Source organism: Streptomyces sp. NPDC107521 (assembly GCF_055598485.1).
Window position 1 is genome coordinate 43,177 of sequence record NZ_JBVKAT010000004.1, and the last position, 23,088, is coordinate 66,264.

At 67.1% G+C, this 23,088-nt stretch carries 43 protein-coding genes; 42 read left to right on the top strand and 1 reads right to left on the bottom strand.

Going from position 1 to position 23,088, the window contains the following annotated elements:
* Positions 1-25 precede the first annotated feature (25 nt).
* The 39 genes from ACZ7LB_RS08000 (at position 26) to ACZ7LB_RS08190 (ending at position 21,220) form a co-directional block, all read left to right on the top strand.
* Positions 26-793 (top strand): deoxynucleotide monophosphate kinase family protein, encoded by a 768-nt coding sequence (locus tag ACZ7LB_RS08000; protein WP_471466140.1) that lies wholly within the window; start codon positions 26-28, stop codon positions 791-793.
* Between the two features lie 223 nt (positions 794-1,016).
* Positions 1,017-1,259 (top strand): hypothetical protein, encoded by a 243-nt coding sequence (locus ACZ7LB_RS08005; RefSeq protein WP_471466142.1) that lies wholly within the window; start codon positions 1,017-1,019, stop codon positions 1,257-1,259.
* A 202-nt stretch (positions 1,260-1,461) separates the two neighbouring features.
* A complete protein-coding gene (locus ACZ7LB_RS08010) occupies positions 1,462-2,088 on the top strand; it encodes a hypothetical protein (protein ID WP_471466143.1) in 627 nt (208 codons plus the stop codon).
* Positions 2,089-2,179: 91 nt separating this feature from the next.
* Positions 2,180-2,974 carry a hypothetical protein gene (locus ACZ7LB_RS08015; RefSeq protein WP_471466145.1) on the top strand — a complete coding sequence of 265 codons (795 nt, stop codon included), beginning with the start codon at positions 2,180-2,182 and terminating at the stop codon, positions 2,972-2,974.
* A 259-nt stretch (positions 2,975-3,233) separates the two neighbouring features.
* Entirely contained in the window at positions 3,234-4,037 is an 804-nt protein-coding gene (locus ACZ7LB_RS08020) for a hypothetical protein (RefSeq protein WP_471466146.1), read from the top strand.
* Positions 4,034-4,519, top strand: a complete 486-nt coding sequence (locus tag ACZ7LB_RS08025; RefSeq protein ID WP_471466147.1) for a hypothetical protein — start codon at positions 4,034-4,036, stop codon at positions 4,517-4,519. Before ACZ7LB_RS08020 ends, ACZ7LB_RS08025 begins: the two co-directional genes overlap by 4 nt.
* The gene (locus ACZ7LB_RS08030) at positions 4,516-4,707 is read left to right on the top strand and encodes a hypothetical protein (RefSeq protein ID WP_471466149.1); all 192 of its coding nucleotides are present in this window, start codon (positions 4,516-4,518) and stop codon (positions 4,705-4,707) included. Before ACZ7LB_RS08025 ends, ACZ7LB_RS08030 begins: the two co-directional genes overlap by 4 nt.
* 11 nt (positions 4,708-4,718) lie before the next feature.
* Positions 4,719-5,015 carry a hypothetical protein gene (locus ACZ7LB_RS08035; protein WP_471466150.1) on the top strand — a complete coding sequence of 99 codons (297 nt, stop codon included), beginning with the start codon at positions 4,719-4,721 and terminating at the stop codon, positions 5,013-5,015.
* Positions 5,012-5,278: a hypothetical protein gene (locus ACZ7LB_RS08040; RefSeq protein ID WP_471466152.1), complete on the top strand. Its 267-nt coding sequence runs from the start codon at positions 5,012-5,014 to the stop codon at positions 5,276-5,278. Before ACZ7LB_RS08035 ends, ACZ7LB_RS08040 begins: the two co-directional genes overlap by 4 nt.
* A 12-nt stretch (positions 5,279-5,290) precedes the next feature.
* A complete protein-coding gene (locus ACZ7LB_RS08045; protein ID WP_471466153.1) occupies positions 5,291-5,503 on the top strand; it encodes a hypothetical protein in 213 nt (70 codons plus the stop codon).
* A gap of 175 nt (positions 5,504-5,678) precedes the next feature.
* Positions 5,679-5,876 (top strand): hypothetical protein, encoded by a 198-nt coding sequence (locus ACZ7LB_RS08050; RefSeq protein WP_471466155.1) that lies wholly within the window; start codon positions 5,679-5,681, stop codon positions 5,874-5,876.
* Positions 5,873-6,280, top strand: a complete 408-nt coding sequence (locus tag ACZ7LB_RS08055; RefSeq protein ID WP_471466157.1) for a hypothetical protein — start codon at positions 5,873-5,875, stop codon at positions 6,278-6,280. The genes ACZ7LB_RS08050 and ACZ7LB_RS08055 overlap by 4 nt, the downstream gene beginning before the upstream one ends.
* Positions 6,277-6,591 carry a hypothetical protein gene (locus ACZ7LB_RS08060; protein ID WP_471466159.1) on the top strand — a complete coding sequence of 105 codons (315 nt, stop codon included), beginning with the start codon at positions 6,277-6,279 and terminating at the stop codon, positions 6,589-6,591. Before ACZ7LB_RS08055 ends, ACZ7LB_RS08060 begins: the two co-directional genes overlap by 4 nt.
* The gene (locus ACZ7LB_RS08065) at positions 6,588-6,932 is read left to right on the top strand and encodes a hypothetical protein (protein ID WP_471466161.1); all 345 of its coding nucleotides are present in this window, start codon (positions 6,588-6,590) and stop codon (positions 6,930-6,932) included. Before ACZ7LB_RS08060 ends, ACZ7LB_RS08065 begins: the two co-directional genes overlap by 4 nt.
* Before the next feature lie 68 nt (positions 6,933-7,000).
* Positions 7,001-7,168: a hypothetical protein gene (locus ACZ7LB_RS08070; protein WP_471466162.1), complete on the top strand. Its 168-nt coding sequence runs from the start codon at positions 7,001-7,003 to the stop codon at positions 7,166-7,168.
* 119 nt (positions 7,169-7,287) lie between these two features.
* A complete protein-coding gene (locus ACZ7LB_RS08075) occupies positions 7,288-8,058 on the top strand; it encodes a recombination directionality factor (protein ID WP_471466164.1) in 771 nt (256 codons plus the stop codon).
* 88 nt (positions 8,059-8,146) lie between these two features.
* A complete protein-coding gene (locus tag ACZ7LB_RS08080) occupies positions 8,147-8,425 on the top strand; it encodes a hypothetical protein (protein ID WP_471466166.1) in 279 nt (92 codons plus the stop codon).
* Positions 8,422-9,186, top strand: coding sequence for a phiSA1p31-related protein (locus ACZ7LB_RS08085; protein WP_471466168.1), 765 nt, complete (start codon positions 8,422-8,424; stop codon positions 9,184-9,186). Before ACZ7LB_RS08080 ends, ACZ7LB_RS08085 begins: the two co-directional genes overlap by 4 nt.
* A 73-nt stretch (positions 9,187-9,259) precedes the next feature.
* Entirely contained in the window at positions 9,260-9,991 is a 732-nt protein-coding gene (locus tag ACZ7LB_RS08090) for a phiSA1p31-related protein (protein WP_471466170.1), read from the top strand.
* A gap of 78 nt (positions 9,992-10,069) precedes the next feature.
* Positions 10,070-10,237 (top strand): hypothetical protein, encoded by a 168-nt coding sequence (locus ACZ7LB_RS08095; protein WP_471466172.1) that lies wholly within the window; start codon positions 10,070-10,072, stop codon positions 10,235-10,237.
* Positions 10,238-10,266: 29 nt separating this feature from the next.
* Positions 10,267-10,434 carry a hypothetical protein gene (locus tag ACZ7LB_RS08100; RefSeq protein WP_471466174.1) on the top strand — a complete coding sequence of 56 codons (168 nt, stop codon included), beginning with the start codon at positions 10,267-10,269 and terminating at the stop codon, positions 10,432-10,434.
* Entirely contained in the window at positions 10,431-10,631 is a 201-nt protein-coding gene (locus ACZ7LB_RS08105; protein WP_471466175.1) for a hypothetical protein, read from the top strand. The genes ACZ7LB_RS08100 and ACZ7LB_RS08105 overlap by 4 nt, the downstream gene beginning before the upstream one ends.
* Positions 10,628-10,870, top strand: a complete 243-nt coding sequence (locus ACZ7LB_RS08110) for a hypothetical protein (protein WP_471466177.1) — start codon at positions 10,628-10,630, stop codon at positions 10,868-10,870. Before ACZ7LB_RS08105 ends, ACZ7LB_RS08110 begins: the two co-directional genes overlap by 4 nt.
* Complete coding sequence (locus ACZ7LB_RS08115; protein WP_471466179.1) at positions 10,867-11,034, top strand: hypothetical protein; 168 nt, start codon at positions 10,867-10,869, stop codon at positions 11,032-11,034. The genes ACZ7LB_RS08110 and ACZ7LB_RS08115 overlap by 4 nt, the downstream gene beginning before the upstream one ends.
* On the top strand, positions 11,031-11,438 hold the full coding sequence (locus ACZ7LB_RS08120; protein ID WP_471466180.1) for a hypothetical protein: 408 nt from the start codon (positions 11,031-11,033) through the stop codon (positions 11,436-11,438). Before ACZ7LB_RS08115 ends, ACZ7LB_RS08120 begins: the two co-directional genes overlap by 4 nt.
* Positions 11,439-11,509: 71 nt before the next feature.
* Positions 11,510-11,638 carry a hypothetical protein gene (locus ACZ7LB_RS08125; protein WP_471466182.1) on the top strand — a complete coding sequence of 43 codons (129 nt, stop codon included), beginning with the start codon at positions 11,510-11,512 and terminating at the stop codon, positions 11,636-11,638.
* A gap of 96 nt (positions 11,639-11,734) precedes the next feature.
* Positions 11,735-12,040 (top strand): hypothetical protein, encoded by a 306-nt coding sequence (locus tag ACZ7LB_RS08130; protein ID WP_471466184.1) that lies wholly within the window; start codon positions 11,735-11,737, stop codon positions 12,038-12,040.
* On the top strand, positions 12,040-14,523 hold the full coding sequence (locus ACZ7LB_RS08135) for a phage/plasmid primase, P4 family (protein ID WP_471466186.1): 2,484 nt from the start codon (positions 12,040-12,042) through the stop codon (positions 14,521-14,523). Before ACZ7LB_RS08130 ends, ACZ7LB_RS08135 begins: the two co-directional genes overlap by 1 nt.
* A complete protein-coding gene (locus tag ACZ7LB_RS08140; RefSeq protein ID WP_471466188.1) occupies positions 14,520-14,948 on the top strand; it encodes a hypothetical protein in 429 nt (142 codons plus the stop codon). The genes ACZ7LB_RS08135 and ACZ7LB_RS08140 overlap by 4 nt, the downstream gene beginning before the upstream one ends.
* Positions 14,945-16,864: a DNA polymerase gene (locus ACZ7LB_RS08145; protein WP_471466190.1), complete on the top strand. Its 1,920-nt coding sequence runs from the start codon at positions 14,945-14,947 to the stop codon at positions 16,862-16,864. Before ACZ7LB_RS08140 ends, ACZ7LB_RS08145 begins: the two co-directional genes overlap by 4 nt.
* A gap of 101 nt (positions 16,865-16,965) precedes the next feature.
* Positions 16,966-17,283 (top strand): HNH endonuclease, encoded by a 318-nt coding sequence (locus ACZ7LB_RS08150; protein WP_471466192.1) that lies wholly within the window; start codon positions 16,966-16,968, stop codon positions 17,281-17,283.
* A gap of 217 nt (positions 17,284-17,500) precedes the next feature.
* Positions 17,501-17,905, top strand: coding sequence for a DUF7169 domain-containing protein (locus tag ACZ7LB_RS08155; protein WP_471466194.1), 405 nt, complete (start codon positions 17,501-17,503; stop codon positions 17,903-17,905).
* A complete protein-coding gene (locus ACZ7LB_RS08160; protein ID WP_471466643.1) occupies positions 17,811-18,104 on the top strand; it encodes a hypothetical protein in 294 nt (97 codons plus the stop codon). The genes ACZ7LB_RS08155 and ACZ7LB_RS08160 overlap by 95 nt, the downstream gene beginning before the upstream one ends.
* Before the next feature lie 148 nt (positions 18,105-18,252).
* Complete coding sequence (locus ACZ7LB_RS08165) at positions 18,253-19,011, top strand: hypothetical protein (protein ID WP_471466196.1); 759 nt, start codon at positions 18,253-18,255, stop codon at positions 19,009-19,011.
* 25 nt (positions 19,012-19,036) lie between these two features.
* Positions 19,037-19,174 (top strand): hypothetical protein, encoded by a 138-nt coding sequence (locus ACZ7LB_RS08170; RefSeq protein WP_471466198.1) that lies wholly within the window; start codon positions 19,037-19,039, stop codon positions 19,172-19,174.
* A 44-nt stretch (positions 19,175-19,218) separates the two neighbouring features.
* Positions 19,219-19,755 (top strand): hypothetical protein, encoded by a 537-nt coding sequence (locus ACZ7LB_RS08175; RefSeq protein ID WP_471466200.1) that lies wholly within the window; start codon positions 19,219-19,221, stop codon positions 19,753-19,755.
* 47 nt (positions 19,756-19,802) lie between these two features.
* Positions 19,803-20,099: a hypothetical protein gene (locus tag ACZ7LB_RS08180; RefSeq protein ID WP_471466201.1), complete on the top strand. Its 297-nt coding sequence runs from the start codon at positions 19,803-19,805 to the stop codon at positions 20,097-20,099.
* Positions 20,100-20,214: 115 nt separating this feature from the next.
* A complete protein-coding gene (locus tag ACZ7LB_RS08185; RefSeq protein ID WP_471466203.1) occupies positions 20,215-20,799 on the top strand; it encodes a hypothetical protein in 585 nt (194 codons plus the stop codon).
* A gap of 265 nt (positions 20,800-21,064) precedes the next feature.
* Positions 21,065-21,220, top strand: a complete 156-nt coding sequence (locus ACZ7LB_RS08190) for a hypothetical protein (RefSeq protein ID WP_471466205.1) — start codon at positions 21,065-21,067, stop codon at positions 21,218-21,220.
* A 10-nt stretch (positions 21,221-21,230) separates the two neighbouring features.
* Here ACZ7LB_RS08190 and ACZ7LB_RS08195 read toward each other — a convergent pair whose 3' ends face one another.
* On the bottom strand, positions 21,231-21,428 hold the full coding sequence (locus ACZ7LB_RS08195; RefSeq protein ID WP_471466207.1) for a hypothetical protein: 198 nt from the start codon (positions 21,426-21,428) through the stop codon (positions 21,231-21,233).
* Positions 21,429-21,803: 375 nt separating this feature from the next.
* Between ACZ7LB_RS08195 and ACZ7LB_RS08200 the strand changes: the two genes are divergently transcribed.
* The 3 genes from ACZ7LB_RS08200 (at position 21,804) to ACZ7LB_RS08210 (ending at position 23,072) form a co-directional block, all read left to right on the top strand.
* Positions 21,804-22,007, top strand: a complete 204-nt coding sequence (locus ACZ7LB_RS08200; protein WP_471466209.1) for a hypothetical protein — start codon at positions 21,804-21,806, stop codon at positions 22,005-22,007.
* The gene (locus ACZ7LB_RS08205; protein ID WP_471466211.1) at positions 21,995-22,174 is read left to right on the top strand and encodes a hypothetical protein; all 180 of its coding nucleotides are present in this window, start codon (positions 21,995-21,997) and stop codon (positions 22,172-22,174) included. Before ACZ7LB_RS08200 ends, ACZ7LB_RS08205 begins: the two co-directional genes overlap by 13 nt.
* An 82-nt stretch (positions 22,175-22,256) precedes the next feature.
* The gene (locus ACZ7LB_RS08210; RefSeq protein WP_471466213.1) at positions 22,257-23,072 is read left to right on the top strand and encodes a hypothetical protein; all 816 of its coding nucleotides are present in this window, start codon (positions 22,257-22,259) and stop codon (positions 23,070-23,072) included.
* Positions 23,073-23,088: the final 16 nt, after the last annotated feature.

Genomic DNA, 23,088 nt, shown 5'->3' on the forward strand with positions numbered 1-23,088 from the left:
AGGTACGTACCGAGGAGGAGGACGCGTGGAGAACATCGGCATCATCGGGCGGGCCAGGAGTGGCAAGGACACCGCCGGCCAGTGGCTCGTCAACAACCGCGGGTACCGGCGGGTGGCCTTCGCGGACGCGCTGAAGGAAGCAGCGCTGAAGGTGGACCCGATCATCGCGGTGGAGGAATACGGCGACGTCGAGAATCGGCTGAGCGACGTACTGAGCATGCCTCCAGTGGTGGACTACCGGCGTCCGTACTCGAACCCTGACCGTCGGTCTCCGTGGGAGCGCGCGAAGGACGAGTACCCCGAGGTCCGCCGCTTCCTCCAGGAGTTCGGCGCATCCATCCGCGCCATCGACGAAGACTTCTGGCTCCGCGCCGCGATGCGGAAGGTCGTCGAGGCCAATGAATCGGGCGTCCCGGTGGTCATCACCGACGTCAGGTACCCGAACGAGGCGGAGTCGCTGAAGCGGGCTGGGTTCCACCTCGTCTACATCGAGCGCCCTGGCGTCCCGCGGATGGGCCACGAGTCGGAGAACTCCCTGACGGCCACGGACGCCGACGTCTGCGTTTTCAACGACGGCACGGTCGATCGCCTCTGCTCGCACGTGGCGTGCATCGTCGACCGCCTTCGCGCCACCGACCAGCCCGCCGCAGGGCAGCCCGCTCGCGACTGCCCTGCATGCGACGCCGGGATCGGGCACAGCGAGCACTGCCCGACACCCGAGACGCACAACTGGGGCTGCGGATGCCCCACCGAGCCGGCCGCCGGGGCGCGGCAGGGCGGGGCGCAGCGATGACTGTTCCGTACCGCGTCAGCCCCTACCCGCACAGTCGCCTGTACCGCTGGCGGTGGCAATGCCTGCACACCGCGCAGCTAGGTGTCTCCCCGCGGCCGTCTCCCTGCCCGAAGGGCGGCCTCGCGCTCGGACGTGGCGAGGCGGAAGCGGCTGCGTCCGCGCATGCACGAACCCACGAGGACGGGGCGCAGTGACAACCGCCCATCAGACACGAAAGGCACTCATGAAGCGCATCCGCACCTACCTGAACGACATCATCCTCCGCGGCTACGTCGCCCTCCAGATATTCGCCGCCCAGGAGCCCGTTCGGCTCCGTGCCGCTCTGACGTCGGCCGTGCTCGCTCTGGCGGTCGTCTTCCCCGCCATCAACGCCGGCACAGCAGAGACGATCGGTGCCGTCGGCGTCGTCGTCCTCCCGATCCTCGTCGGTGAGAGCGCGCGGCGGAAGGTGACGCCAGTCGAGTAGTGCCCAGCCCCCGTCTTCCCATTTGGGAGGGCGGGGGCTTTTTGCGTTGTGGCGAACAACGCAATTCGCCTGAATGTTCGAATGGGCTACCGCCAGTTACGCCGCTCTCGCACGGCATTCCCCAACGGGGATCGTCAGAGGTGCGTAAACCGACTCGCGATGGGGCACAGGAGGGGCCCGTACGGCTCATATACTCCGCGACATGCCGACCTCACCCGGCCCTCTGCTGTCCGTCATCGACGCCCTATGGGCGCGACTACGAGAGCACGTGGCAGACCTGCCGCCTATAGGCCCAGTCACCTCCCCCACTCCCCGGCTGCTCGACCACGGTCCGGCCCGGTGGAAACGCGAGCCTGGCGGACGCGTTCTCGGGCTCGTCATCTCCGTCGACGTGCTCCAAGCGGGGGAGGAAGCGGTACTGGAAACCGTCCTCCACGACGCCGCTCACCTGCTGAACTGGGTTCGTGGCGTGGGCGATACGACCATGCACGGGGTGTACCACAACGCGCGCTTCCTGGGCGCCGCAGAGGAAGTGGGACTGGAGTGGCCGGCCGGGACGGCTCGGGTCAGAGGCAAGGGCTACCACCAGCCGGTATTGAGCGATTTGGCACGAGACAGACACGCCGAAGACCTGGACGCGCTAGAGGCCATAATTCCCGCCGTCCTGCCTCATCTGGAGCTTCCGACCACGTCGAACCGAGGCCGTGTCGACAGGGTGACGTACGTCTGTAAATGCGCTCCACCAAGGTCGTACCGCATCTCCCGTACCGTCGCGGCACAGGGACCCATCATGTGTGGCATATGCAGCGCGGAGTTCACCCCTAAGTAACTTCCGGCGAATGCCGGTAAGGGCTACCTACGCAAAGTGATTTGCGCTACGGTGACGGACGGCAATGACACCGCATCATCGAGGAGTAGTCGTGGCGTCCCATGAGGTGGAGACCCAGCGCGGGCAGGGGAAGCCGCCTGCCCTGCGGTGGGAGTCTGTGCGGGACCTCCCACCTCTGGAGGTCGACGACCTGGCGGGGGAGACCCCGGAGGCACTCGTCGCCCGGGGCACCGCCTACGCCCGGGAGGTCATGCGGGTCTCCGACGTTGCCACGCTGCTGAAGAAGAATCTTGCCGTCGTCCTCGTCGCTTTGAGGAAGGACATGGACGACTGGCGCGGAGAGAGCTACGAGTACCGGCAGCGGGTCCAGGAGATGTACACGGCTGCCGGCGTATCGGCGGATGCGGACGGCGACTCGTTCAAGGCCGCTGTCCGCTACCACGTCTCCAATGCCTTGCGCCGGCACCTTACGCCGCGGGAGCTGACGCGGCTCGGGCTCAAGCACCTGTCGGCCCTGGAGACGGGGCAGGATGCCCGCGCCACGCACCGGGCCCTCGTCCAGGCGGTAACGACGTCGGCCGCCGTCGAGTCGTCGTCCCCCGCCCCGAAGAAGGGCAGCAAGCCGAGCAAGCGTGCAGCACCGAAGGGTGAGGTGCGGGCCGACGTCGTCGAGGCTGCGGGCATCGGCGGGGCGATCAAGGCCACGGCCGACCATCTCCGCCTTGCTCAGGTGGTGGCGAGCATCGTGGACAACATGCGGCCGAACGTGATTGACGAGGACATGACCGACGGTCAGCGTGCCGCCCTTGATCAGCACCTGGCCGACATCGAAAGCAAGGTGCGCAGCCTGCGCCGCCAGATCAAAAACCGCAGGTCAGAGGGCTAGACCCGCCCCCGTCGACCGGCCGCCTCGTCCTCCCCGGGCCAAACCGAGTGCCAAAGTGTCGAACTAACCCCCTGTTTTCATTTTTCTCTACACGCGTTAGAGAGAAAGTGAAAAGGGTGGTTAGTTCGACACTTTGGCACTCAGTCTGTCCACGGGGCCGGCAGGGGGAGGAGGCGGAAGATTCCCCGACGTCGACCGTCACAACGGCCTCGGATTACGACACAACCCAGGTGTAGGCAACGGAGCACCTGGAGGCCACATGGCAGGCGTGTCAACGATCAAGCGGGGCGAGTCCCGTTTCTACATCGACCCCGATGACGGGGACATCAAGGTTCCCGGCGTGACGTCGGTCGGCAGCATGCTGCCGAAGGACTACCTCATGTACTGGGCGGCGAAGGAGGCTGCGGAAGCGGCTGTCGAGAACTGGGACATCATCTCCCAGCTCGTGCAGCGCGATCCGAAGGGCGCCACCGATTACCTCAAGGGCGCGCACCGGAGGAAGAGCAAGGCGGCGTCGGACATCGGCTCTGCCGCGCACGACTACTTCGAGCGTCTGGCCCGCGGGCAGACGGTCAGCGACCGGCACGTTCACATCGACGTGAAGCAGCACGTCCGCTGGTTCCGTGAGTTCCTCGCGGAGGTCCAGCCGAGGTTCCTCTACCTGGAGGAAACCGTCTGGTCGGACACACACCAGTACGCCGGCTCCTTCGACGCCATCGCGGAGGTCGACGGGGAGATCGTCCTCTTTGACTGGAAGACGTCGAAATCCGTGTACGACTCCGTGGCCCTCCAGCTCTCCGCCTACCGCTACGCGGACCGCATCATCCTGGCGGAGTCCGGCGAGTCGGTCGACGTCCCCACGATGCAGGGCGGGGCGGTCCTCCACGTCCGCCCGGAGGGCTGGCAGCTTGTGCCGGTGAAGTGCGACGAGGACGTGTTCGAGCACTTCCTCAGCCTGCGGCACACCTTCGACTGGGAGACGACGGCGAAGAAGCGCGTGATCGGGAAGCCCATCGCGAGCGGCGGGGAGTTCGTCACGGGCACGCAAAGGAGAGCGGCGTGAGCGGCATGACGCACCACTACCTCGGCTACGAGACGACGCTGAAGGAGTACACCGATCCGCTCCGCGCGGAGCTGACCATCACAGGGCACGGCCTCGTCAAGGTGACGGAGGGGCCTCACGGCCGACGCTGTACCTTCGCGATCCCCGGTAGCTCCTGGTTCGCACTACGCCGGCATCTGCGCAACACGGATCCCATCCGCGTCGAGCTGAAGCGCTCACTCGACGACGCCCTGAGTGCCATTGAGCGGCTCAGCGACGAGCGGGACGCGTGGCAGAGCGAGGCAGAGCGGTTGAAGAAGGAGGCCGACGAGCGCACGAGGGTGACGGTGGGGCCGGTCATCTGGCACACCACGTCGGCGGAGGAGCACACCTTCAAGCCCACCGACGACCCGCTGAACGTCAAGCAGACGGCAGAGCTGAAGGCCGTCATCGTCAGCCAGGCGCGGGAGATCGCGCGACTGAAGGGGGAGGAGAGCGAATGAGCACCCCAAACACCCTGACCGACCCGGAAGCAATCACCTTCGACGGCGTGGTGTCCTTCGCCGTGGTGCAGCACGACCACCCGAAGCCGGGGCAGGCGACCTCTACGTACGTCGACATCACGCCCGACGAGGCCGAAGAGTTCGCCCGCCGGCTCATCGTGGCCGCCCACGCGGCCCGGAACGCGTGAAGGGAGAGCAGATGACGACACAGTTGAGCATCTGCGGTCGGTTCGGCTGCTCGCTGCCTCGCGGGCACAACGTGGGCCGAGCCGACGTCCCGGAGAACCACCGACTTCCCACCAGGGCGACGGTCACCCTGTTCAAGCCCACCGGCAAGTTCTACACCACGGAAGAATGGCGTATTCCTAATGGCGCCATAGGTCCTTACGACATGCGGGAGAGCCCCGACTTCCGTCGCATTGGCGGCGGGGCGGTGCTCGTCGACACACAAGAGCCGTGGGGTTGGCCCCATCTGTTTCCCGGGGAGAGCGAATGACCATCCCGGACACCCCGCGCACGGCTGCGGAGTACCGGGCGCAGGCCCGGGACCGGGAGCGTAAGGAAGCGTTCGAGCGACGGGCGGCCAGCATTGCCGCGAACCTGGCGCTTCTGCCGCTCCTCGCCTTCGTCCTCATGCTGGCCGTCGGTGCCGTCCACGGCTTTGCGCCGGCGGTTCCGGCGGTTGGCTACGGAACGACGGTGCTTCTCGTCCTGGGGACGGACGCGCTGTCCGTGGTGGCCCGGAAGTTCCGCAAGTAACGGAGGCCGCAAGTGACTGACGAAGAGTACGCCGAGGCCCTGGAGCGGGAGCGGCGGGACCGGAACGACCGTGCCCGCTACATCGTCCGCGAGGAGCACGGCGCGCACCACCTGATGCGCCAGAACGGCTCGGGGCAGTCCTGGGGCGTCACCCGCTACGCGAACCCCGAGACGGCCGCCCTGGCGGCTGCGGTGCTGAACAAGCTGAAGGAGGACGAGGCATGACGCTCGTACTCGTTGTGACCCTGCACCTGGTCGTGGGCGCCATGGCGTTCGCTGCCGGCTACGCCCTGTACCAGTGGCTTTTCGGCTAGACACCAACCACACACGCACCACACCGCCCCCGGTTGCCTCGGCGCCGGGGGCTTAGTGCGTAAGAGCTACGAGAGGAGAGCCGCGCATGATCAACGGCGGAACCACCATTCACACGGCCGACGGGTCGACGGTCACCATCACCCCGCGGGGCCTGAAGTACGACCTCCGCGTCCGTAACGCGCAGGACGACACCATCGCGACGGTTGCCATGAGTCAGGACGACCTCGACGCGCTGTACATGGAGATGGACAAGCACACGACGGTGGAGTGGGAGGCAGCGTGACCCACATCGGCCGATCCTTCGGTGGCGGAGGCTACCTCGAAGCCGCCTGTCCGTGCCCGCTGGAGCCCTGCGGCCTCGTCGACCGGGACAAGGTCCGCGACGACTGTGATCAGCATGCGCCGGCGGCCTGCAAGACGATGCGCAGCGGTCATCGGGCGGATGACTGCCCCGGTGTGGGGCGTGTCGTGCCTGAGCACTGGCCCGACCGCCTCCGCACGGCCTACTGGGGCGCCGTCAACGCCCCGACCTACGCGGAGAGTGCTGCGGCCACGCTCGCGTTCGCGCACGCCCTGGCGGAGGAGATCCGTAAGCCGCTGAACGATCGTGAGTGCCGGCTGATTCAGGCTTACGTCAGGCTGGCCGAAGTACTGGCGCAGCGACTCGACCCGGAGGAGTCCTCATGAGCGCCTGGATAGACCTCGTCAACTCCGACGGCTCCGAAGGCTCCGACGAGTGGCTGGCGTTGTGTAGTCGCGCGTTGAAGGAGGTCCAGGAGGAGACGTCGCGGCGGAATGCACGGAAGATCCGGGCCCTGAAGTCCACGCTCGTGGGCCAGTCCGCATGGACGGAGGGCATCGACGACGCCGCGGATCTCATCGACCCCGACCTCAACACCCGGCGGTGCGCCAACGACACCGATGGCGACGGCGACTGCGCGGCGTGCTCGCGCAACCCCGGCGCACCTTGCAGGCGCCCGCGAGAGGAGACCCCGTGAAGTACATCGACCGAGACGGCGACACGTGGGAGACGCTGTCCGACAAGCACGCCTATGTGGTCTGCGTGCGGTCCACCGTGGACGGCTTCGCCGGACAGGCGCGCTCGCTGGCGGATGCGGAGACGACACACGGTCCCCTGCGCGTCGTCGAGTCGGGAGCGACGGAGTCGCCGGCCGACGTGCCCGTCCCCGTCATCCCGCCGGTCGGGGCGGTCATGGACCGGGCCGTCGTCTTCCAGTCCGCGCACGACCTGGTGACGGGGCTTGCGTGGGGGAGCGAGGAACCGAGCGTCGATGACGTGTTGAACGTGGCGCGGTGGCTGGAGGGGGAAGAGCTGTGAGCATGGTCGACTAAACCAACCGCGACGATCGCATCGAGACGTACTACCAGGGCTGGGGTGCGCGCGTGATGGCGGTGCGCATCGTGGAACTGGAGGACGCGCGTGACCGCTACCGCCTTGCCTGGCTCTCCGCCCGTCGCCGTGCTGCGGATGAGCACGTCTTCGGCATGGAGGCGCTCCAGATGCGCGACGACGAGATCCGGCGCCTGAAGGCGGAGCTGGCAGCCCGCGGGTAGCAGCGCAAGTCGACTCGTGCGTCTCCGAAGTCGACCGTCACAACGACCTCGGATTACGACACAACAAGGGTGTCGGGCAGAACCGACCACACGCACACAGCGACGAGAGGCACTCACACATGGCGAACAACCTCGCGAACATCTGGGACGCCGATCCCGACGCCGCTCCGAAGGAGGCCCCCTCCTTCTCCGATGACATCGTCGGCCGCTTCCGGTCCGGGCGGCTCGTGAAGGCCGGGCGGACGGAGACGCCGGAGGCGCTGAACGAGTGGCGCGTCACCACGGGCGACCCGAGCGTTGCGGCGAAGGTCGCGGAGATCCTGGGCGGCGAGCCGGAGCCCTGGGAAACCGACCGTGAGGACAACCTCGAAGTCCTGACCGACGCCAAGACGGTCCAGATCGTCATCGAACCCGACGGCGTCGACGCGAGCTTCAAGCAGTTCGTCCCCGGCGCCGGCCTGACGCACCACTGCGACGGCTTCACCTACCTCTCCCCGGACGAGGACAGGGGCCAGCCGTGCGGCTGCCCGTCGCTGATCGCGGAGCGGAAGATGAAGGCCACGCAGATGCGCGGCCCGAAGCCGTCCGTGGACATCACCTTCCGCATGGCCGACGCCCCGGACCTCGGCAAGTTCCGCTTCAACAGCGGAAGTTGGAAGCTCGTGGAGGCCCTGGGCCCGCTGTTCGCCGACCTCGATCGGCACGGCAACGCCGGGGACGAGGAGAGCGGCACCGACGGTGTGCCGGTCCGCGCGTCGCTCACGATCGAGAACGTCTCGTACGTGCCGAAGAAGGGCCCGCGTGCCGGCCAGACGGTTAGCTACAACAAGCCCGTCATCAAGGTCTTCGGCGCCGCCGAGGTCGCGGAGGAGCTGCCGCGGGCCGCATGACCACCCGCTGACAGAACAGGTGCCTCCCTCAATTCCGGTGAGGGAGGCACCTGCGCGCACGAGTCTACGCACACAGAGGAGAGCTGACATGGGCAAGGCCCGACTGACCGACTACACGGGGGCGGAGATCCGCCCCGACGTCCTCGTGTCCTACGCGACGCGACAGGGCAACCTCGTACGCCTCTCGGAGGCCGTCGTACTGGAGCTGGTGAGCAACCGGGCGGCCGGCGGCGTCGTCGTCCCGTTCGTCAAGGTGCGCCCCACCGGGCGTGACAGCGGGTTCATCAGCCGGAAGACGCTCGCGGTGCAGACGGTCGCCGCGGACCGCATGGTCGTCATCGGCGACACGAAGGGGGAGAGCAAGTGAGCGACGTCTTCAAGGTGGGTCAGAAGGTCGAGCACCCAATGCGCGGAGAGGTGGAGATCACTTACGGACCGTTCCGCGGTGGGGCCCTCGACGTGGCGTACCTGGGGAAGGAGAGCGGCGGCACCGAGGAGTGGATCTACGACGCCCGCGTGCTCACCGCCATCCCCGAGACGCCCGCGTTCGCCGTCGGTGACGTTGTCACCCTCACCACCCGCCGGGACGGCTCCCGCTACTCCGTCGAGTACGGCCCGTTCGACGACCGGGACGTGTACGTCGTCCGCCGTGTGGACGCGCCGACGGACCCGGACGACGTCCGTACCTTCGTGGTCTCCGTGCGCGCCATGCGCAAGGTGGAGGCGCCGGCCGTCAAGGTCGGGGATCGGGTGCGAGTGACGGACGACGACGGGGGCGGCGCTCACCGGTTCGTCGGTGTCCTCGGCACGGTGAGGGCGCTGAACGGACGGGAGCTGCTGCCCTACCTCGTGGAGTTCGGTGATGGCAGGGGGCACCACGGCGACCTGAACGGGACATGGAACTGCCGCTCCATCGAGCCCGTCACCGACGAGGACACCTACGAGTACGGCGGCGTGGTCTACGACCTGACGTCGAGGTACCGGGACACGGACGGCGACTCCCTCCGCATCAAGGTCGTCGACGGCGTCGCCCGCGTCGCCTGGTTCGGGGAAGCCCCGGACGCGCGCAGCCGTTCCTTGGGGGACGCCGTCGAGAACTACGGCCCTCTGACCCGCGTCGCCGACTAACCACCCCACCTCACGGCCCCCGGACACCGATGATCCGGGGGCCTCTGCGCGCAACACTCACAGAGGAGAGAGCATGGCGTTCAAGGCTGGCGACAAGGTGACCAACGAGGTCTTCGGTGCGGGCGAGATCATCTACGGTCCCTACGACGGTGACACCTACTTCTTCAAGGGCGACGACGGGCGGCACCGCACGGTGGCGGGATCGTTCTGCGAGCCCGCCGCGAAGTTCAAGGTCGGCGACCGGGTGACGGGCTTCCGCGACACGTTCACCGTTGTCGGGGGGCCGTTCAACGGCTCCACCGTGTGGTACGCCGTGGAGGACAGCGAGGGCAAGGCCGTGTCCGCGTCGGAGCACATCCTCACGGCCGCCATCCCGGAGTCGGGGCCGGACGAGCCGGTCAAGGTCGGCGACGTGATCCGCATCCTGGAGGACAACGCGTTCGCCGCGGACGTCAAGGCGGGAGACCTCTTCGCGGTGAAGTCAGTGGAGCCCGTCGCCTGGGACAGTGAGCTGCGTGTCAGGGTCGACGCCGCGCCCGGTGCGCGGATGCGCCAGTGGGTCTTCCGCCCGCAGGACTTCGAGAGGGTGTCGACCGAGGCGGCTGCCGTCGTCGACGGCGTGGTCTACGACCTGACGTCGAGGTACCGGGACACGGACGGCGACTACTGGACGTTCAAGAACGTCGACGGCACCGCACGAGGTGAGTGCCGGGGCCGCAACGTGGACGCCGCCATGTCGGTCGACAAGTACAGCGACACCCTGGTCGACACCGTCCGCGCGTACGGCCCCCTGACCCGCGTCTGACCCGCAACCCCTCAGCCCCCGGTGACTTCGGTCCCGGGGGCTTTCGGCGTAGGAGAACCCGTCGGCAAAGGAGAGAGCATGGCGAAGATCATCGCGCACAGTGGCGTCACGGTGGAGCTGAGTGCGCGGGAGGTGGAACTCGTCACGATGGCACTCGCCTACACGGTCCGCAACCACCTGGGCTGGGACGACGAGGAAGACCGCCAGGCGGACGGCGTTCGTCGAGTTCTGTCCGGTGAGGAGTGACCGGCACCGTCCACACCATCACCTCCGCCATGGCTCCCGCACTGGGCGACGTCCGCGCGGCCGGCGAAGGCGATTTGGTCTGCATCTTCCCCGATGCGACGGACCGGCGGGACTTCCCGAGGTACTGGGAGGCGGCCGGGGTGGCGTTCGTGCGGGGAGCGCAAGTGGTTGTGATGAGGAGAGAGGAGAAGCCGTGATCGTTGAGACCGGCCATTTCTACCGCGACCGGGACGGCGACGTCTGGCAGGAGGTGTCTACGAACGCGCTGATGTTTGCGGCGTACAGCGACCACGACCCGGACGTCATTCCGTTCGACATTCTCCCGGCGGAGACCGTCGCGCGTAAGGACGGTCCGCTGACGGAGGTTCGGCCGACCGGATGGGAGACAGTGTGAGGGACTCGTTCGGAACACCCATCGAAGCCGGGGACTACGTCCTGTCCGCCGCGTCGAGCAGCGCATTCTTCAAGCTGGGCGTCGTCTATCTCGCCCCATCGGGTCGCCTGATGATGGAGGTCACGCGGTCGAACTGGGACGGCGCGGCTCGGCGCAGTGAGGTCGGGTCGAACGTCCTCGTCCTGCGTAAGGCTGACGGCACCGTGCCAGCGGCCGTGGCGGGGGAGGACACTGAATGACCGACGACCTTGACCCCGACCGTCTCAACCGCGCACTCCGCGCCTACGTGGCGGAACTGGACTACGACATCCACAAGGGCATTCAGTGCGGCGAGTCCGACGGCCTCGACCACTACCCGCGCGAGGTGGAGTTCTTCCTCCGGTGCTGGGAGGGGGCGGCGTGAGCAACCCCCGTAAGGCTAAGGGCACCGCCTGGGAGTCCGCCCTCGTCGCCTACCTCCGCGAGCACCACAACCCCGGCGCGCGGCGCAACGTGCAGATGGGCGCCCGCGACATCGGCGACATCGACGGCTACTACCTCCACGCCGTGGAGGCGAAGGCGGAGAAGTCCATCACGCTCTCCGACTACATCGCCCAGGCCAACCGCGAGGCGGTGCACGCCGGCCAGCCCTTCGGCTGCGCGGTGGTGAAGCGGCGGATGAAGGGCACCGCGGACGGCTACGTCGTGCGGGATGTGCGGACGGACGTGCGGCTCGTGAACCGGCTGCGGGACATGGAGGAGGCGTTGAAGGACGCGGCCTTCGACCGCTGGTACGACATCGACGAGGAACATCGGGAGGCAGCGTGAAGCAGGCAGTCATTGAGTTCACCGGGACGTTGGTTGTCCGGCCTGACGGTGATGAGTACGAGGGTGGGCAGATGACTTCGGACGAGGTTCGGAGGTGGATCGGGCACGCTCTCTTGCGCGGCGACAAGCACGAGTGGCGCTACGACACAACCGGCTCCGCCGTCTCCGTCTCCTACGAGGACTACGCCGAAGACGAGTAGCGCAAGCCGACTCACGCAGCGACACCACAAGGCACTGACACAGGGGACGTCCTTCGGGGCGTCCCCTTCCGCGTACACGAAGAGGGGAGAGACGACGTGGCGAGCCGCTTCGATCCGTACAACGACGAGATATGGGGGTGCTGGTGTGCGCTGTGCATGGACCTTGCCAGCGCTCACGCACGGCACATACCGAGTGCCCTTGACGCCGCCTCTGAAGCGCTGTTCCAGGCATTGGAGGCAGGCGTCCACGTCCACGCGAAGCCGCGAGTGTCGCTGACGAAATGGGAGCCGCTGAAGTATCGCAATGACGGCTGGCAGATGCGCGAGGGACTTGGGATCGGTGTCACTCCGGGCGGCGTGACCGGCGGTGGGCGGCGAGCGAACGCACGGAGGGAGAAGTAGTGCGACTGTCCGACATCCTGGGGCGGCTGGACGGCGTGGAGGAGGATCACGACGGCCATCTAGCGCTCTGCCCCGCGCACAACGACCGGGCGCATCCGTCACTGAAGCTCACGCTCAAGTCCGACGGCATGCTTCTCATGGTCTGCCGAACCGGATGCCCGAAGCCGGAGATCCTGGAGAAGATGCGGCTGCGGGAGGCGGACCTCTACGACGTCGTAAACGACCTGGGGGCGTCGACCGTCAGCGCGCGGGCGCCGGAGAGTGTGGGTCCCGGGGAGATTGCGGGGCTGCGGATGTTCGTCGACGAGACGTCGGCCGCCCTGGCGGAGGACTCGGAGGCGGCGTCTTACCTCTTCGATCGGTTCGGTCTCACGCTGGAGACAGCGGAGGACTTGGGGGTCGGCTGCAACGCCCCCGGACCACGTCCTCAGTCGTGGCTCTCCCGCGGCTTCACCCGATACCCGCGGGTGACTGTCCCTCTCGCCGGCTTCGATGGCGTAGTCCGCGGTCTCCAGGGCCGCGACCTCTCCGGCAAGTGCCCCGCCCGGTGGGTCTCCCTGACGAACGTCGACGGGAAGCAGTGGGCTAAGTACGGCATGCTCCGCTCCGGTGCCGGCTACGACACGGCACTCATCTGCGAGGGTCCGGGCGACGCTCTGACGGCCGTCGGGGCGGGCTACGACGCCGTGGCCATCCGCGGTGCTGGGCTCGCTCGTAACGCCGCTCTCGTTGCTGAGTTGGCCGATGGACTCCGAGACCTGGACGTCGTCATTGCGGGCGACCGGGACCGGGCAGGGGCGGGGTTCACCGATTCCCTGGCCGTCGCTCTCGTCGGCGCGGGCGTCATGGTGCGTCGCTTGGAGATCCCGCACGACGGGGACGACCTCACCGATTGGAGGGAGCGCGACCCCGAAGCCTTCCCCGGGCAGCTCCACGCGGCTGTACGTGCGGCGCCGGTGGTTGAGCTGGAGGCGTCGAAGGCGGAGCCGGTGAGGGAGGACGCCGACGAGGAGTCGGAGATATCCGCGACGGACGCCGCCCTTCAGACGATGGGGGTCTCCGCCCGCGAAGCCTTCGACCAGACGGACGCTGGCATCGCAGTGCGCCTGCGTGACTACATGGCCCGCAACGGCGGGGGAGTGCGGTACGCGCGCGGGCTCGGCTTCCTCGTCTGGGACGGCAAGGTCTGGGCGCCGGGGAACGACGAGGTGAAGGCGGCCCTGATTCAGATGGGCGCCGAACTCATCGCGTCGGGCGACGACGGGGCCCGGAAGCTGGCGCTGAAGGCGCTGACGAACCGGGCCATCGAGGACGTGATCAAGGTTCTGCCGTCGGTGCCCGGAGTACCGGCGTCGGCCGCGGACTTCGACGCCGCACCGGAACTGCTCACCGTCGAGAACGGCACAGTAAACCTGCGCACGAAGGAGCTGCACCCGCACGACCCGACGCACATGATCACCCGCCGTCTCGACGTTGCGTACCGGCCCGACGCGAAGGCTGAACGGTGGCTTCGGTTCTTGGAGGAGATCTTCCCCGGTCACCCGGAGTTGCCGGCGTACATGCGTCGGCTCATCGGCTACGGGATCAGCGGATCGACGGCGGAGGAGTGCTTCGTCTTCCTCCACGGCGACGGTAAGAACGGAAAGTCAAAGTTCCTGGGCGCGCTCATCGACGCCTTCCAGGGCGTCACGAAGTCGACCGAGTTCAGCACCTTCGAGAGCCGCGTGTCCGTTGGCCAGGCGTCGCCGGAGGTGGCGGCGCTCCGCGGGGCGCGGCTCGTGACGGCGAGCGAGACGGAGAAGTACAGCCGCCTGGCTGAGGGGCTCATCAAGCAGCTCACGGGCGGGGACCCGGTGACGTGCCGGATGCTCTACGGCGCCCCGTTCACCTACGTACCGTCGTTTCTCCTCCTCGTCGCCGGCAACTACAAGCCCGCCATCCTGAGCCAGGATTACGGAATTTGGCGTCGTGTGAAGCTCGTCCCTTTCGAAGCCTCCTTCCGTGGGGCGAAGGCGGATCTGACCCTTGCCAACCAGCTCCGGAAGGAGCGCGAGGGCATTCTCGCCTGGGCCGTCGACGGAGCCGCCGAGTGGTACGCCACCGGCCTCCAGGAGCCCGACTCCATCGCGACGGCGACGCAGGACTACCGGGAGTCGGAGGACAGGCTCGCCGAGTTCCTTATGGCCCGGTGCGTCGAGGAGGAAGGCGCCCGAGTCGCTCCCATGGCCGTTCGTCGCGCCTACGCGGAGTGGGCGGAAGACGCCGGGCTGAGCCGGAAGGAGGTGCTTTCCGGCTGGGCGCTCGGTGTGGAGCTGGAGTCCCGCAACTTCCAGAAGGCGAAGAAGGGAGGCCGCTGGGGGTTCGAGGGGCTGCGGCTGAAGAGCGATGAGGAGATCCAAGCGGCGAACGCCGCGGAGAACGCACCGGCCGACGAGCCGGACGAGGACACGGACATCTTCAACCAGTCGAAGGAGGCAGCGTGAGCGAGGAACTGACCGCCTACGTCGTGACGGCGGGCGAGTACAGCGATTACAGGATCAAGGGTGTCTTCTTCGACGAGATGGCTGCGCGTCGGTACGCCGATGGCTTGACTGACAGTGACGTGGAGGTGGAGCCGTACCCCGCTCGTGGCCCGGAGTTCGTGGCCGGCCGCGACGTCCACATCGGAACACGTATCGACGCGAAGACCGGTGACGTCCTCCACTCGCACTCGTCGATCAGCGCGCGGGACGCCGGGGAGCACGATGGACAGTGCTCAACTCGCGTCTACTCGTCGAGCCTCTTTGGCGGCGGCGGAGCCCTGGAGTACACCGTCAGCACCACGGCCGACATCACGCAGGAGGAGCGCGCCCGCAAGTCACACGCGGAGCGCGTCGCGAAGCTGCGTGCGGAGGTGATGGGGCTGTGAAGTACTTCCCCTACACCATCGCGGGCGAAGAGACGATGACCCGCGTCCCGGAGACAGCCGCGGACCTCGACGAGTTCCGTCGCTGGACGGAGCGCAAGGCGTCGGCCGGCGAGATGATCGGCGCGGACACGGAGACGACGGGGCTTGATACGTTCTCCCCGACGTATCGCCTTCGCACCGCGCAGTTCGGCGACGCTCGTGACGCGTGGGTTCTCCAGACCGAGGTCAGCGACCGCACAGCGGAGGCGGCTCGCTGGGCCTTCCATATCTTGCCTCGCCTCGTCTTCCACAACGCCACCTTCGACATGCTGGTTCTGGACAGGCACCTAGGCGTCCCCCTGGCATCCATGGCGCCCAAGGTGACGGACTCGAAGATTATCGCGCATCTGTTCGATTCGCGACCCCGACACGAGGGCGGATACGGACTGAAGCTCAAAGAGCTGTGCGCGCGGGACGTCGACCCGAACGCCCCCGACACGCAGGAGGACTTGACTGCCGTCTTCCGCTCCATCGGCGAGACGAAGGCGACGGGGTGGCGGAAGATCGACATCAACCACCCGACATACCTCCAGTACGCCGGCCTCGATGCCATCCTCGTCTCCCGCTGGCTCCCCGTCGGCGTGGAGCGACTCCGCAGGGTCGGAGTCCGTCAGGCACTCGTGGACTTCGAGCATCGCGTCATGCTCGTCTGTGCGGAGATGGAACGCCGCGGGATGCTCGTCGATCAGGACTACGTGAGGGGCCTCGTCGACAGGCTGGAGGAGGAGGCGGCTCTCCACGCTGGGAAGGCGGCAAAGTACGGCGTCACGTCGGTCAACTCTCCGAAGCAGGTCTCAACGGCCCTCGTCGGCATGGGGGAGCCGCTCACGGAGCGCACGGACTCCGGCAACCTGAAAGTGGACAAGGAAGTCCTTCAGGCGCTCGCGGATGTCGATCGGAACTGGGAGCGCATCGGCGCCCGCACGCCCAATCCGCTCGCAGACGCGGTGCTGCGTAGCAAGCGCGCGGGGAAGTGGGCAAAGAGCTACGGCGTTGCCATGCGAGACGGCCTGGACGGCGCTGGGCGGCTGCATCCGAAGATATCGAGTCTGGCCGCGCGCACGGCCCGCATGTCGATCTCGTCGCCCCCGCTCCAGCAACTCCCCTCGGGTGACTGGACGATCCGTCGCGCGCTCTTGGCGGACGAGGGGCACCGCATCATCAGCGTCGACTACTCCGCCGTGGAGATGCGCGTCCTGGCGGCCCTGGCGGACGAGAGGACGATGAAGCGCGCCATTGCGGAGGGGCGCGACCTCCACGACTTCACCGCGGAACTGATCTGGGGACCGCACTTCACGAAGGCACACCGCAAGATCGGTAAGGGGGTCGGCTTCGGCAAGGTGTACGGAGGCGGCGCGACGACGCTGTCCCGTCAGACTGGTGCCCCGCTCGACGAGGTGAAGGCGGCCGTCGCTGCGTACGACCGCGTCTATCCCGGCATCAAGCGGTACAGCCGTACAGTCCAGCGCCAGGCGCGCGCCAACGGCTACGTCGTCATCACGCCGACGGGTCGACGGGTGCCACTGGACCGGGACCGGGTCTACGCCGCGACGAACTACGCCGTCCAGTCGACGGCTCGTGATGTCCTGTGCCAGGCACTCTTGAACATGCACGACAAGGGCCTGACGGACTTCCTCTACCTCCCCATCCACGACGAGTGCCTCGGATCAGCGCCGGCCGACATCGCAATGGACGTGGCGAAGGAGATCGGTGACGCCATGGCGATGGACTTCTTCGGAGTCCCGCTCGACACGGACCCGGAGGTCGGGGGCCGCTCTTGGGGCTCGATGTACATGAAGACGCCTGACGGCAAGTACGACGAAGCCCTCCGCGCCCGGGAGGACGAGTGGTACGCGCGTATGGGGTTTGCCGCGTGACACCCGCACGTCCGCCGCTCCCAACCCTGGCCCGCACGGGTTCAGTTGTCCGCACGGTGGCGGGATCGCGCCTCCCTGCCGTGCGGACGGTGGCTCGTCCCATGCGCGTCACGCCCCTTCTCCGGCCACCGGAGCCCCCGCTCTCCCCCTCCCGGCGTGACGTTCTGCGACGGTGGGAGGAGCTTGACGAGTGGTCCTGTGCCTACTGTGACGCCCCATTCACGCAAACGGTTGTAGCGCAGGTGGATCATATCCGTCCACTTGCGTCCGGGGGTGTTCACGCGTGGTTCAACTTGACCTTGGCGTGCGCCACTTGCAACGGGGCGAAGGGGGACCGGGACGTTGTCGAGTGGCTGACGGAATTCCCTGGTGAGAGCTTCACGGACCCTGATCGACCGGTCACGCATGGCGACTGCTGACGGTCGATCACGCGTGTGAGGGATCTGTGAAGATAACAAATTCATCACGGGAACCTGTTGATCACTTAAGCATGTCGGCCGACATAACCGCAGGTGAGATTGGTCGGCCGACATACGACCCCGCCGTGTCCGGTTCGCGTGATTCGGACTATCTATCACATAGCGGTCGCTTCACAGGGGTTGATTCGGCCGCGGACTCATTGCCCGAGGGAGTTGCATGACCTACTGTTCCGGTCACGTCACAGACGGACAGCGAATCACCGACTTGCTTGACGCACTGATAGACGCTGTGCGTGAAGTGCGGCACCTCGTGTCTGTCTACGACGACGCAGCCACCATGCCGGGCCGGCGGCCCGACGCGGACGCAGGCACAACAAGCCGTCGAGCAACGGGCGGCCTCTCCCGACCGACCGAGGACGCGGCACTTGACGAACGCCGCCTCGCCCTCCTGGAAGAACTTCACAGGGGCGCCGACTGGCTGACGTACGCGACGGCGGCAGTCAAGGGCGTTTCCGTATCAATGGACCGTGCTCTCTCCCGGTGGGAGGGGGAGGACGGTGGCGGCCACCATCCTTCTGGGGGACTCGAACGTGATCATTCTGACCGGTCCGCAGAGCACTGACGACGAGGCGGACCTACTCACGGAAGCGGCGCGCATCCTGGGAGCGGTCCCCTCCCCGGACGCCGTCTCGCTCTGGTCCGAAGTAACCGCGCTGTACTGCATGACCGGCTGGGAGCGATGTCCCCTTGCCGTGGCCGACGTTGAGATAGCCAAGGCGCTCGGCTTGGCTATCCGGCACGCGACACAGCAAGCAGCGTAAAACGACTCGCGCAGCCCCCGTCTGGACGTGGGACGGGGGCTTTCGTTTACCCCGAACACAATGTGGCGCAGGTCACAAATCATGACCGTCACATCGCCCTCGGATTACGACACAACACAAGCGACAAGCACTCACAGAGGAGAACCCGATGAGCCGTGACGACATCAGCGCCGCACAGATCAACGCCGCACAGGGCGGCGACAGCAACGCCATGTGGCAGATCGTCATGGGACTGGACGCGACACTCCGCGGCATCGTCCGCAGCGTCGCCCCGCACGCCAACCAGCACGACGCCGAGGACTATCTCCAGGAGGCACGTGCGGTGCTGATCCAGCGGGTGCGGGACTTCGACTCCGACCAGTCGCCGGCGGCCCTGATGACGTACGTGTACCCGGCAGCCCGCCGCGCGGTGGCGGAGGCGCACATCAGCGCCTCATGCCCGACCACCGTCCCCGCAGCAGCCGCCATCGTCGTCCGCCACCTCCTCTGGCGTCACGGCGGGTCCGCCGAGAAGGTCTGGGAAGAGCTGGCTAAGGAGACCCGGCCGACGCGCAAGATGTCGCGGGAGACGTTCGTCGCGATCCTCGAAGCGCTGGAGGAGTCGCGGAGCTTCGACACGGCCGTACGCGGTGCCGACGACCTCACGCTGGCCGACGTCCTCCCGGACAGTGGAGCCGAGTTCACCGACTCCACTGAGCGGCGCGACCTGGCCCGCTGGCTCCTGACGCAGATCGCGCAGCGTCAGTCGCACGCGCTGCGCGCCTTCTACGGTGTCGGGATGACCAAGCAGGAGGAGGCCCAGACCTGCGACGAGCTGGGCGTCAAGTCCGCCGCTCTCCGGCAGCTCCGCGCCCGCGGACTGACCAGCGCCTACGCCGTGGCCGTCGCTCACGGTATGGGTGCGTAAAGCACACACGAACTAGGAGACCACCATGACCCGTCTGCCATCCCTCGACACCTACGACGTCCAGGCCGTCCGCCTGGAGGAGGCCGCCCTCTGGGGCGACGACATCCGCTACGCCGTCGAAGCCGGCCTCGAAGGGGAGCCCTTCCCCCTCGACGTCGACTGACCCGAGCAGCGCAAAACGACTCACGCACCTACAGAGGAGAGACCATGACCCAGTACGAAGCCCACTGCTACATCACCCCCGCGGACCGGATCGTCGCGGACCTGGACGCGTCTGACGCCCGGGTGATCCGGCTGACGTCGAGCACCCAGCACGATGACGCGGTGTTCGCGAAGCCTGACGTCGCCCGCGCCTTCGCCCGTGGCATCCTCGCCCTGGCCGACGGGATCGACGGGGGAGAGGCCGCCAAGCCGGCTCCGGAGCAGTCTCCGAAGGTCGGCGACCGGGTGGTGATCACCAACGATTCCTTCACCTCCAGCATCGGACGACGCGGAGTCCTGGAGGAGATCGACTACAAGGACAGCGACCTTCCGTACTGCGTGCTGATGGACGGTTCCACCTACGGGGTATGGGTGCGCGAGGTGGAGCGGGAAGGGGCAGCGGTCGATTCCACGCAGAGCGTCCCCGAGAACCCCTCCTCCTTCGCCCGCTACATCGCCGAGGCGAAGGCCCTCCTGGCTGGTACCGACCACTCCGGAGGCCACGTCATCGACCTGGCCCGGGAGCTGGCGGACCGCAGGTAGGTACGCAAAACGACTCGCGTAACGACTGTCACTCACGAGGAGAGAGCATGCTCAACATCGGAGACCGGGTCCGCGTGACCGCCGACTCGCTGGGGTTCAACGTCGGCAGGACGGGCACCATCGTCGGCATCGATCGTCCAGCCGTGGACGCGCACCCCTACCACGTCGCGTTCGACGAGGAAGCAGAGGGCATCAATACGGACTGGGTAGAGAAGGTCGAGCCGCTCAGCCCGCCGGCCGCTACCCGGGCTGACTGCGTGGCTCAGGCTCGTGCCGCCCTCGACGGCACGCACTACACGGCTCACGACCTCATCCGCCTGGCGGAGTTCCTCGCGGGGGAGTAGCGCAAGTCGGTTTACGCAGCAGGGTTGTGTGGCCGACATAACGTGTGCCACACTCGGAGCAACGCAAGGCACACACAGAAGGGGCGCTCTTCAGGGCGCCCCGGGGGAGGCAGAAATGAAGACCGAGCGTCGTGTTATCGCGGAGTTCAGCCAGAATCGTGGATCAGTCACGGAGCGGGAGGACTCACTCACCCTGACTGCGCCGCTGGAGAACTCCGACCCGTTCGAGCGTGTCAGCGCGCCCCACGAGGCCGACTGGGCTGCGGACACCCTGCTCCACGCAAAGGGCTGGCGAGTCGTCGGGGAGTGGGAATACGTCGCTGGACCGAACGTCTTCCGGGCATCCGTAGAACGCATCGACGACACGGTGACTGGCTGCATCCACGGCAACACCCCTACCACCAACGCCACGGGCGACCCCATCGAAGTGTGTCGGACCGCACGCGGTGTTGAGGACTTCGGTGTCTTCAACGACGAAGGATGCATCTACATCTATGACTGCGCGGTTGACGTCGCTAACGAGGCCGCGAGGGAAAGCGCGGAATCCGACTGGATCACGTGGTCAAAGATCTGCACCGAGCATGCGGAGCAGCCGGCAGGAACCTGCGAAGAGTGTGCCGCCGAAGGGTGCGGAGCAGTGGACGCCAACGACATGGACGCGTGTGGCTACTGCTCCGACTGTGCGGCGTGCAACGCCTGAACCACTCGCCCCGCATAGGCAAGCCCATCCGGTGCCCCCAGCACCCGGGCGCGCGGTTCGAATCCGCGGCGGGGTACGTGAACACGAATCAACTCATTCGGGCCCAACGAGATGGCGCCGAGATCCTCCACAACGGCGCTCCCGTCCAGTACCGTCCTCGCCACCCGCGCGACCGAAAGCCCTGGTTCTGGACTGACGGCCGCACGGAGTTCCGGTACGCGGCCACCCAATGCCAGGTGTACCGACCGACGGAGGAGGAAGTGTTGTGAGACGTACCCCCGACGACGACGCCATACAGGCAGCCTTCGACCGGTTCCACGCCACGGCGACCACCAACCGCAAGGCGGCCGTCAACCAGCTCCAGGTCGACATGAAGCGTGCCGGCGGTCCCGTGGCGAAGGACGACGAGGAGGACTCTTAGCCTCCGCGCGTCACTTGCGCGGGCGACGGAGCACAGCGTCGATGAGGTCGCGGAAGTAGGCCCCCAGAGCCTTGATGATGCCGGGGCGGGCGTCCTCCGACGTACCGCGCAGAGCGATGCGCAGGCCGACGAGTCCGCCGGCCACGACGACAATGACGCAGAAGACGAGGGCGAGCAGCGCCCACGGGAGAGCTTCGGCGAACGACATGACATACCTTTCAAGTCATGCCTTCGAGAGGTCACCGCCCTGCTGACGGTGGGCAACCTCAACGAAGGACAGGGTTCCTGCCGACACGGCGCCCGCTGTCCGTGCTCCGCCTGAGCGGATCTTTCGTTGAGGTCGGCGTGCGACCTTCGGTACTGCATTCAGCGCGGGCGAGGTACTCGTCTAGCGACGCGCACCTACATGGGGCGTTCAGAAGCCCCTACTCGCCCTCCGGGGAAACTGTCCCGGGGCGAGACGTTCCGGCCCTCCAGCGAAGTTCTTGGCGGCAACGCTGATGAGCCTTCTACGGGGAGGACCGTAGCTCACAGACCTGGCACATCGTCAAATTCACCGCAAACAACTCACGTAGGAGCCCCGATGCCCGTCCGCACCATCTCCGCCCGCGACATCCTCGCGGGGGACCGTTTCACCCTTCACGGCCACTCGCGCATCGCGTCCGACGCGGCGTGGACGTGGGGCGATCACAGCGTGTCCATCGCCTTCGAGAGCGGCGGTTACGCCCTCGTCGAGGCGGACATGACGCTCGACGTGCGCCGCGAGGAGCCGCCGTGTTCCGGCTGACGTTCGAACACGGCCGGTCCTTCCTCATCGACGAGGACGCCCGGCTCCACTTCCTCCGCCAGGCCGTGCGACGCGGGCACGAGCTGACGCGGGTCCGCGGAGGCCACGTCATCACCATCGTCGGCCGGCGCGTTCGACGGGTGGCGCTGATCGAAGAGGGTGCGTGAGTCGTTTTGCGTTACAGGGTTGTGTGGTCGACATAACCGTGGCAGTCTGAACGCAACGCAAGACACTAGCGAAGGAGGAGGGATGAGCCAGACGCGAGGCAGCGATGGTGCTGCCTACCGAGAGACTGAACTCCGTGTCGGCGGAGAGTCGCGCGTCGTCCGCACGAAGCTGGGCGGCCGTGTCCGCACCGTCAAGCAGCTCGAAGCGGCGCACATGAAGGCTGTGCGTGCTGCCATCGACGCCGCCCGTCAAGCCAAGCTTGATGAGCGATACGCGCACCTCGTGGCGGATGCCGAGAAGCCGCGGGAGGACACGGAGGGTTTCCCCGGTTCGGGGGAGCGTATGCGACAGCGCCTGCTGACTCAGGCGGAGATATGGCGGCATGAGTATGGCACCGCCACGCCGGTCAAGCCTGTCCGCAGCAACTTCGTAGATGCGCGGAAGGGCTTCCCGAAGGTGACGTTCACCGGCGACGTTCCGGAGTGCCTCGTGGAGGTCGAGAAGGGGCATTACGCCACGCCGGAGGCCGCGGAGACGATGGGGGCCTCGGAACGTGTCGACGAGGTACTCCCGGGCCTGGCGGTCACCCGCTTCGGTGGGGGCTGGGTCTTGCGGCACCTGCCGTCCGTCACCGACGAGAAGCCGAACACCCACATCGGTCCCGTCTTCAAGACGCGCAAGCGTGCCCGGGAGGTCGCGTTGACGGAACTGTCCCGGTTCGACTTCACGCGCTCTCAGGAGGAGATCGTCAGCGACGCCGAGACGGCCGCGTACGTCAAGCTCGTGAAGTGGCGGGAGTTCGTCGCTGCCTCGAAGAGGAACGAGTGGGCGATAGCCAACCTCCGCGAGGCGGAGAGGCTCGTCGAAGAGTGCGCGGTCATCGCGACGGCTGCCTAGTCAAGAGCCCCTGTCA

What these genes read in the sequence shown, in the direction of transcription:
- ACZ7LB_RS08005 (WP_471466142.1), top strand. Translation starts at nt 1,017, where the DNA reads ATGAAGCGCATCCGCACCTACCTGAACGACATCATCCTCCGCGGCTAC.
- ACZ7LB_RS08010 (WP_471466143.1), top strand. Translation starts at nt 1,462, where the DNA reads ATGCCGACCTCACCCGGCCCTCTGCTGTCCGTCATCGACGCCCTATGG.
- ACZ7LB_RS08020 (WP_471466146.1), top strand. Translation starts at nt 3,234, where the DNA reads ATGGCAGGCGTGTCAACGATCAAGCGGGGCGAGTCCCGTTTCTACATC.
- ACZ7LB_RS08030 (WP_471466149.1), top strand. Translation starts at nt 4,516, where the DNA reads ATGAGCACCCCAAACACCCTGACCGACCCGGAAGCAATCACCTTCGAC.
- ACZ7LB_RS08035 (WP_471466150.1), top strand. Translation starts at nt 4,719, where the DNA reads ATGACGACACAGTTGAGCATCTGCGGTCGGTTCGGCTGCTCGCTGCCT.
- ACZ7LB_RS08040 (WP_471466152.1), top strand. Translation starts at nt 5,012, where the DNA reads ATGACCATCCCGGACACCCCGCGCACGGCTGCGGAGTACCGGGCGCAG.
- ACZ7LB_RS08050 (WP_471466155.1), top strand. Translation starts at nt 5,679, where the DNA reads ATGATCAACGGCGGAACCACCATTCACACGGCCGACGGGTCGACGGTC.
- ACZ7LB_RS08060 (WP_471466159.1), top strand. Translation starts at nt 6,277, where the DNA reads ATGAGCGCCTGGATAGACCTCGTCAACTCCGACGGCTCCGAAGGCTCC.
- ACZ7LB_RS08070 (WP_471466162.1), top strand. Translation starts at nt 7,001, where the DNA reads ATGGCGGTGCGCATCGTGGAACTGGAGGACGCGCGTGACCGCTACCGC.
- ACZ7LB_RS08075 (WP_471466164.1), top strand. Translation starts at nt 7,288, where the DNA reads ATGGCGAACAACCTCGCGAACATCTGGGACGCCGATCCCGACGCCGCT.
- ACZ7LB_RS08080 (WP_471466166.1), top strand. Translation starts at nt 8,147, where the DNA reads ATGGGCAAGGCCCGACTGACCGACTACACGGGGGCGGAGATCCGCCCC.
- ACZ7LB_RS08090 (WP_471466170.1), top strand. Translation starts at nt 9,260, where the DNA reads ATGGCGTTCAAGGCTGGCGACAAGGTGACCAACGAGGTCTTCGGTGCG.
- ACZ7LB_RS08095 (WP_471466172.1), top strand. Translation starts at nt 10,070, where the DNA reads ATGGCGAAGATCATCGCGCACAGTGGCGTCACGGTGGAGCTGAGTGCG.
- ACZ7LB_RS08100 (WP_471466174.1), top strand. Translation starts at nt 10,267, where the DNA reads ATGGCTCCCGCACTGGGCGACGTCCGCGCGGCCGGCGAAGGCGATTTG.
- ACZ7LB_RS08115 (WP_471466179.1), top strand. Translation starts at nt 10,867, where the DNA reads ATGACCGACGACCTTGACCCCGACCGTCTCAACCGCGCACTCCGCGCC.
- ACZ7LB_RS08125 (WP_471466182.1), top strand. Translation starts at nt 11,510, where the DNA reads ATGACTTCGGACGAGGTTCGGAGGTGGATCGGGCACGCTCTCTTGCGC.
- ACZ7LB_RS08150 (WP_471466192.1), top strand. Translation starts at nt 16,966, where the DNA reads ATGCGCGTCACGCCCCTTCTCCGGCCACCGGAGCCCCCGCTCTCCCCC.
- ACZ7LB_RS08155 (WP_471466194.1), top strand. Translation starts at nt 17,501, where the DNA reads ATGACCTACTGTTCCGGTCACGTCACAGACGGACAGCGAATCACCGAC.
- ACZ7LB_RS08165 (WP_471466196.1), top strand. Translation starts at nt 18,253, where the DNA reads ATGAGCCGTGACGACATCAGCGCCGCACAGATCAACGCCGCACAGGGC.
- ACZ7LB_RS08170 (WP_471466198.1), top strand. Translation starts at nt 19,037, where the DNA reads ATGACCCGTCTGCCATCCCTCGACACCTACGACGTCCAGGCCGTCCGC.
- ACZ7LB_RS08175 (WP_471466200.1), top strand. Translation starts at nt 19,219, where the DNA reads ATGACCCAGTACGAAGCCCACTGCTACATCACCCCCGCGGACCGGATC.
- ACZ7LB_RS08180 (WP_471466201.1), top strand. Translation starts at nt 19,803, where the DNA reads ATGCTCAACATCGGAGACCGGGTCCGCGTGACCGCCGACTCGCTGGGG.
- ACZ7LB_RS08185 (WP_471466203.1), top strand. Translation starts at nt 20,215, where the DNA reads ATGAAGACCGAGCGTCGTGTTATCGCGGAGTTCAGCCAGAATCGTGGA.
- ACZ7LB_RS08195 (WP_471466207.1), bottom strand. Translation starts at nt 21,428, where the DNA reads ATGTCGTTCGCCGAAGCTCTCCCGTGGGCGCTGCTCGCCCTCGTCTTC.
- ACZ7LB_RS08200 (WP_471466209.1), top strand. Translation starts at nt 21,804, where the DNA reads ATGCCCGTCCGCACCATCTCCGCCCGCGACATCCTCGCGGGGGACCGT.
- ACZ7LB_RS08210 (WP_471466213.1), top strand. Translation starts at nt 22,257, where the DNA reads ATGAGCCAGACGCGAGGCAGCGATGGTGCTGCCTACCGAGAGACTGAA.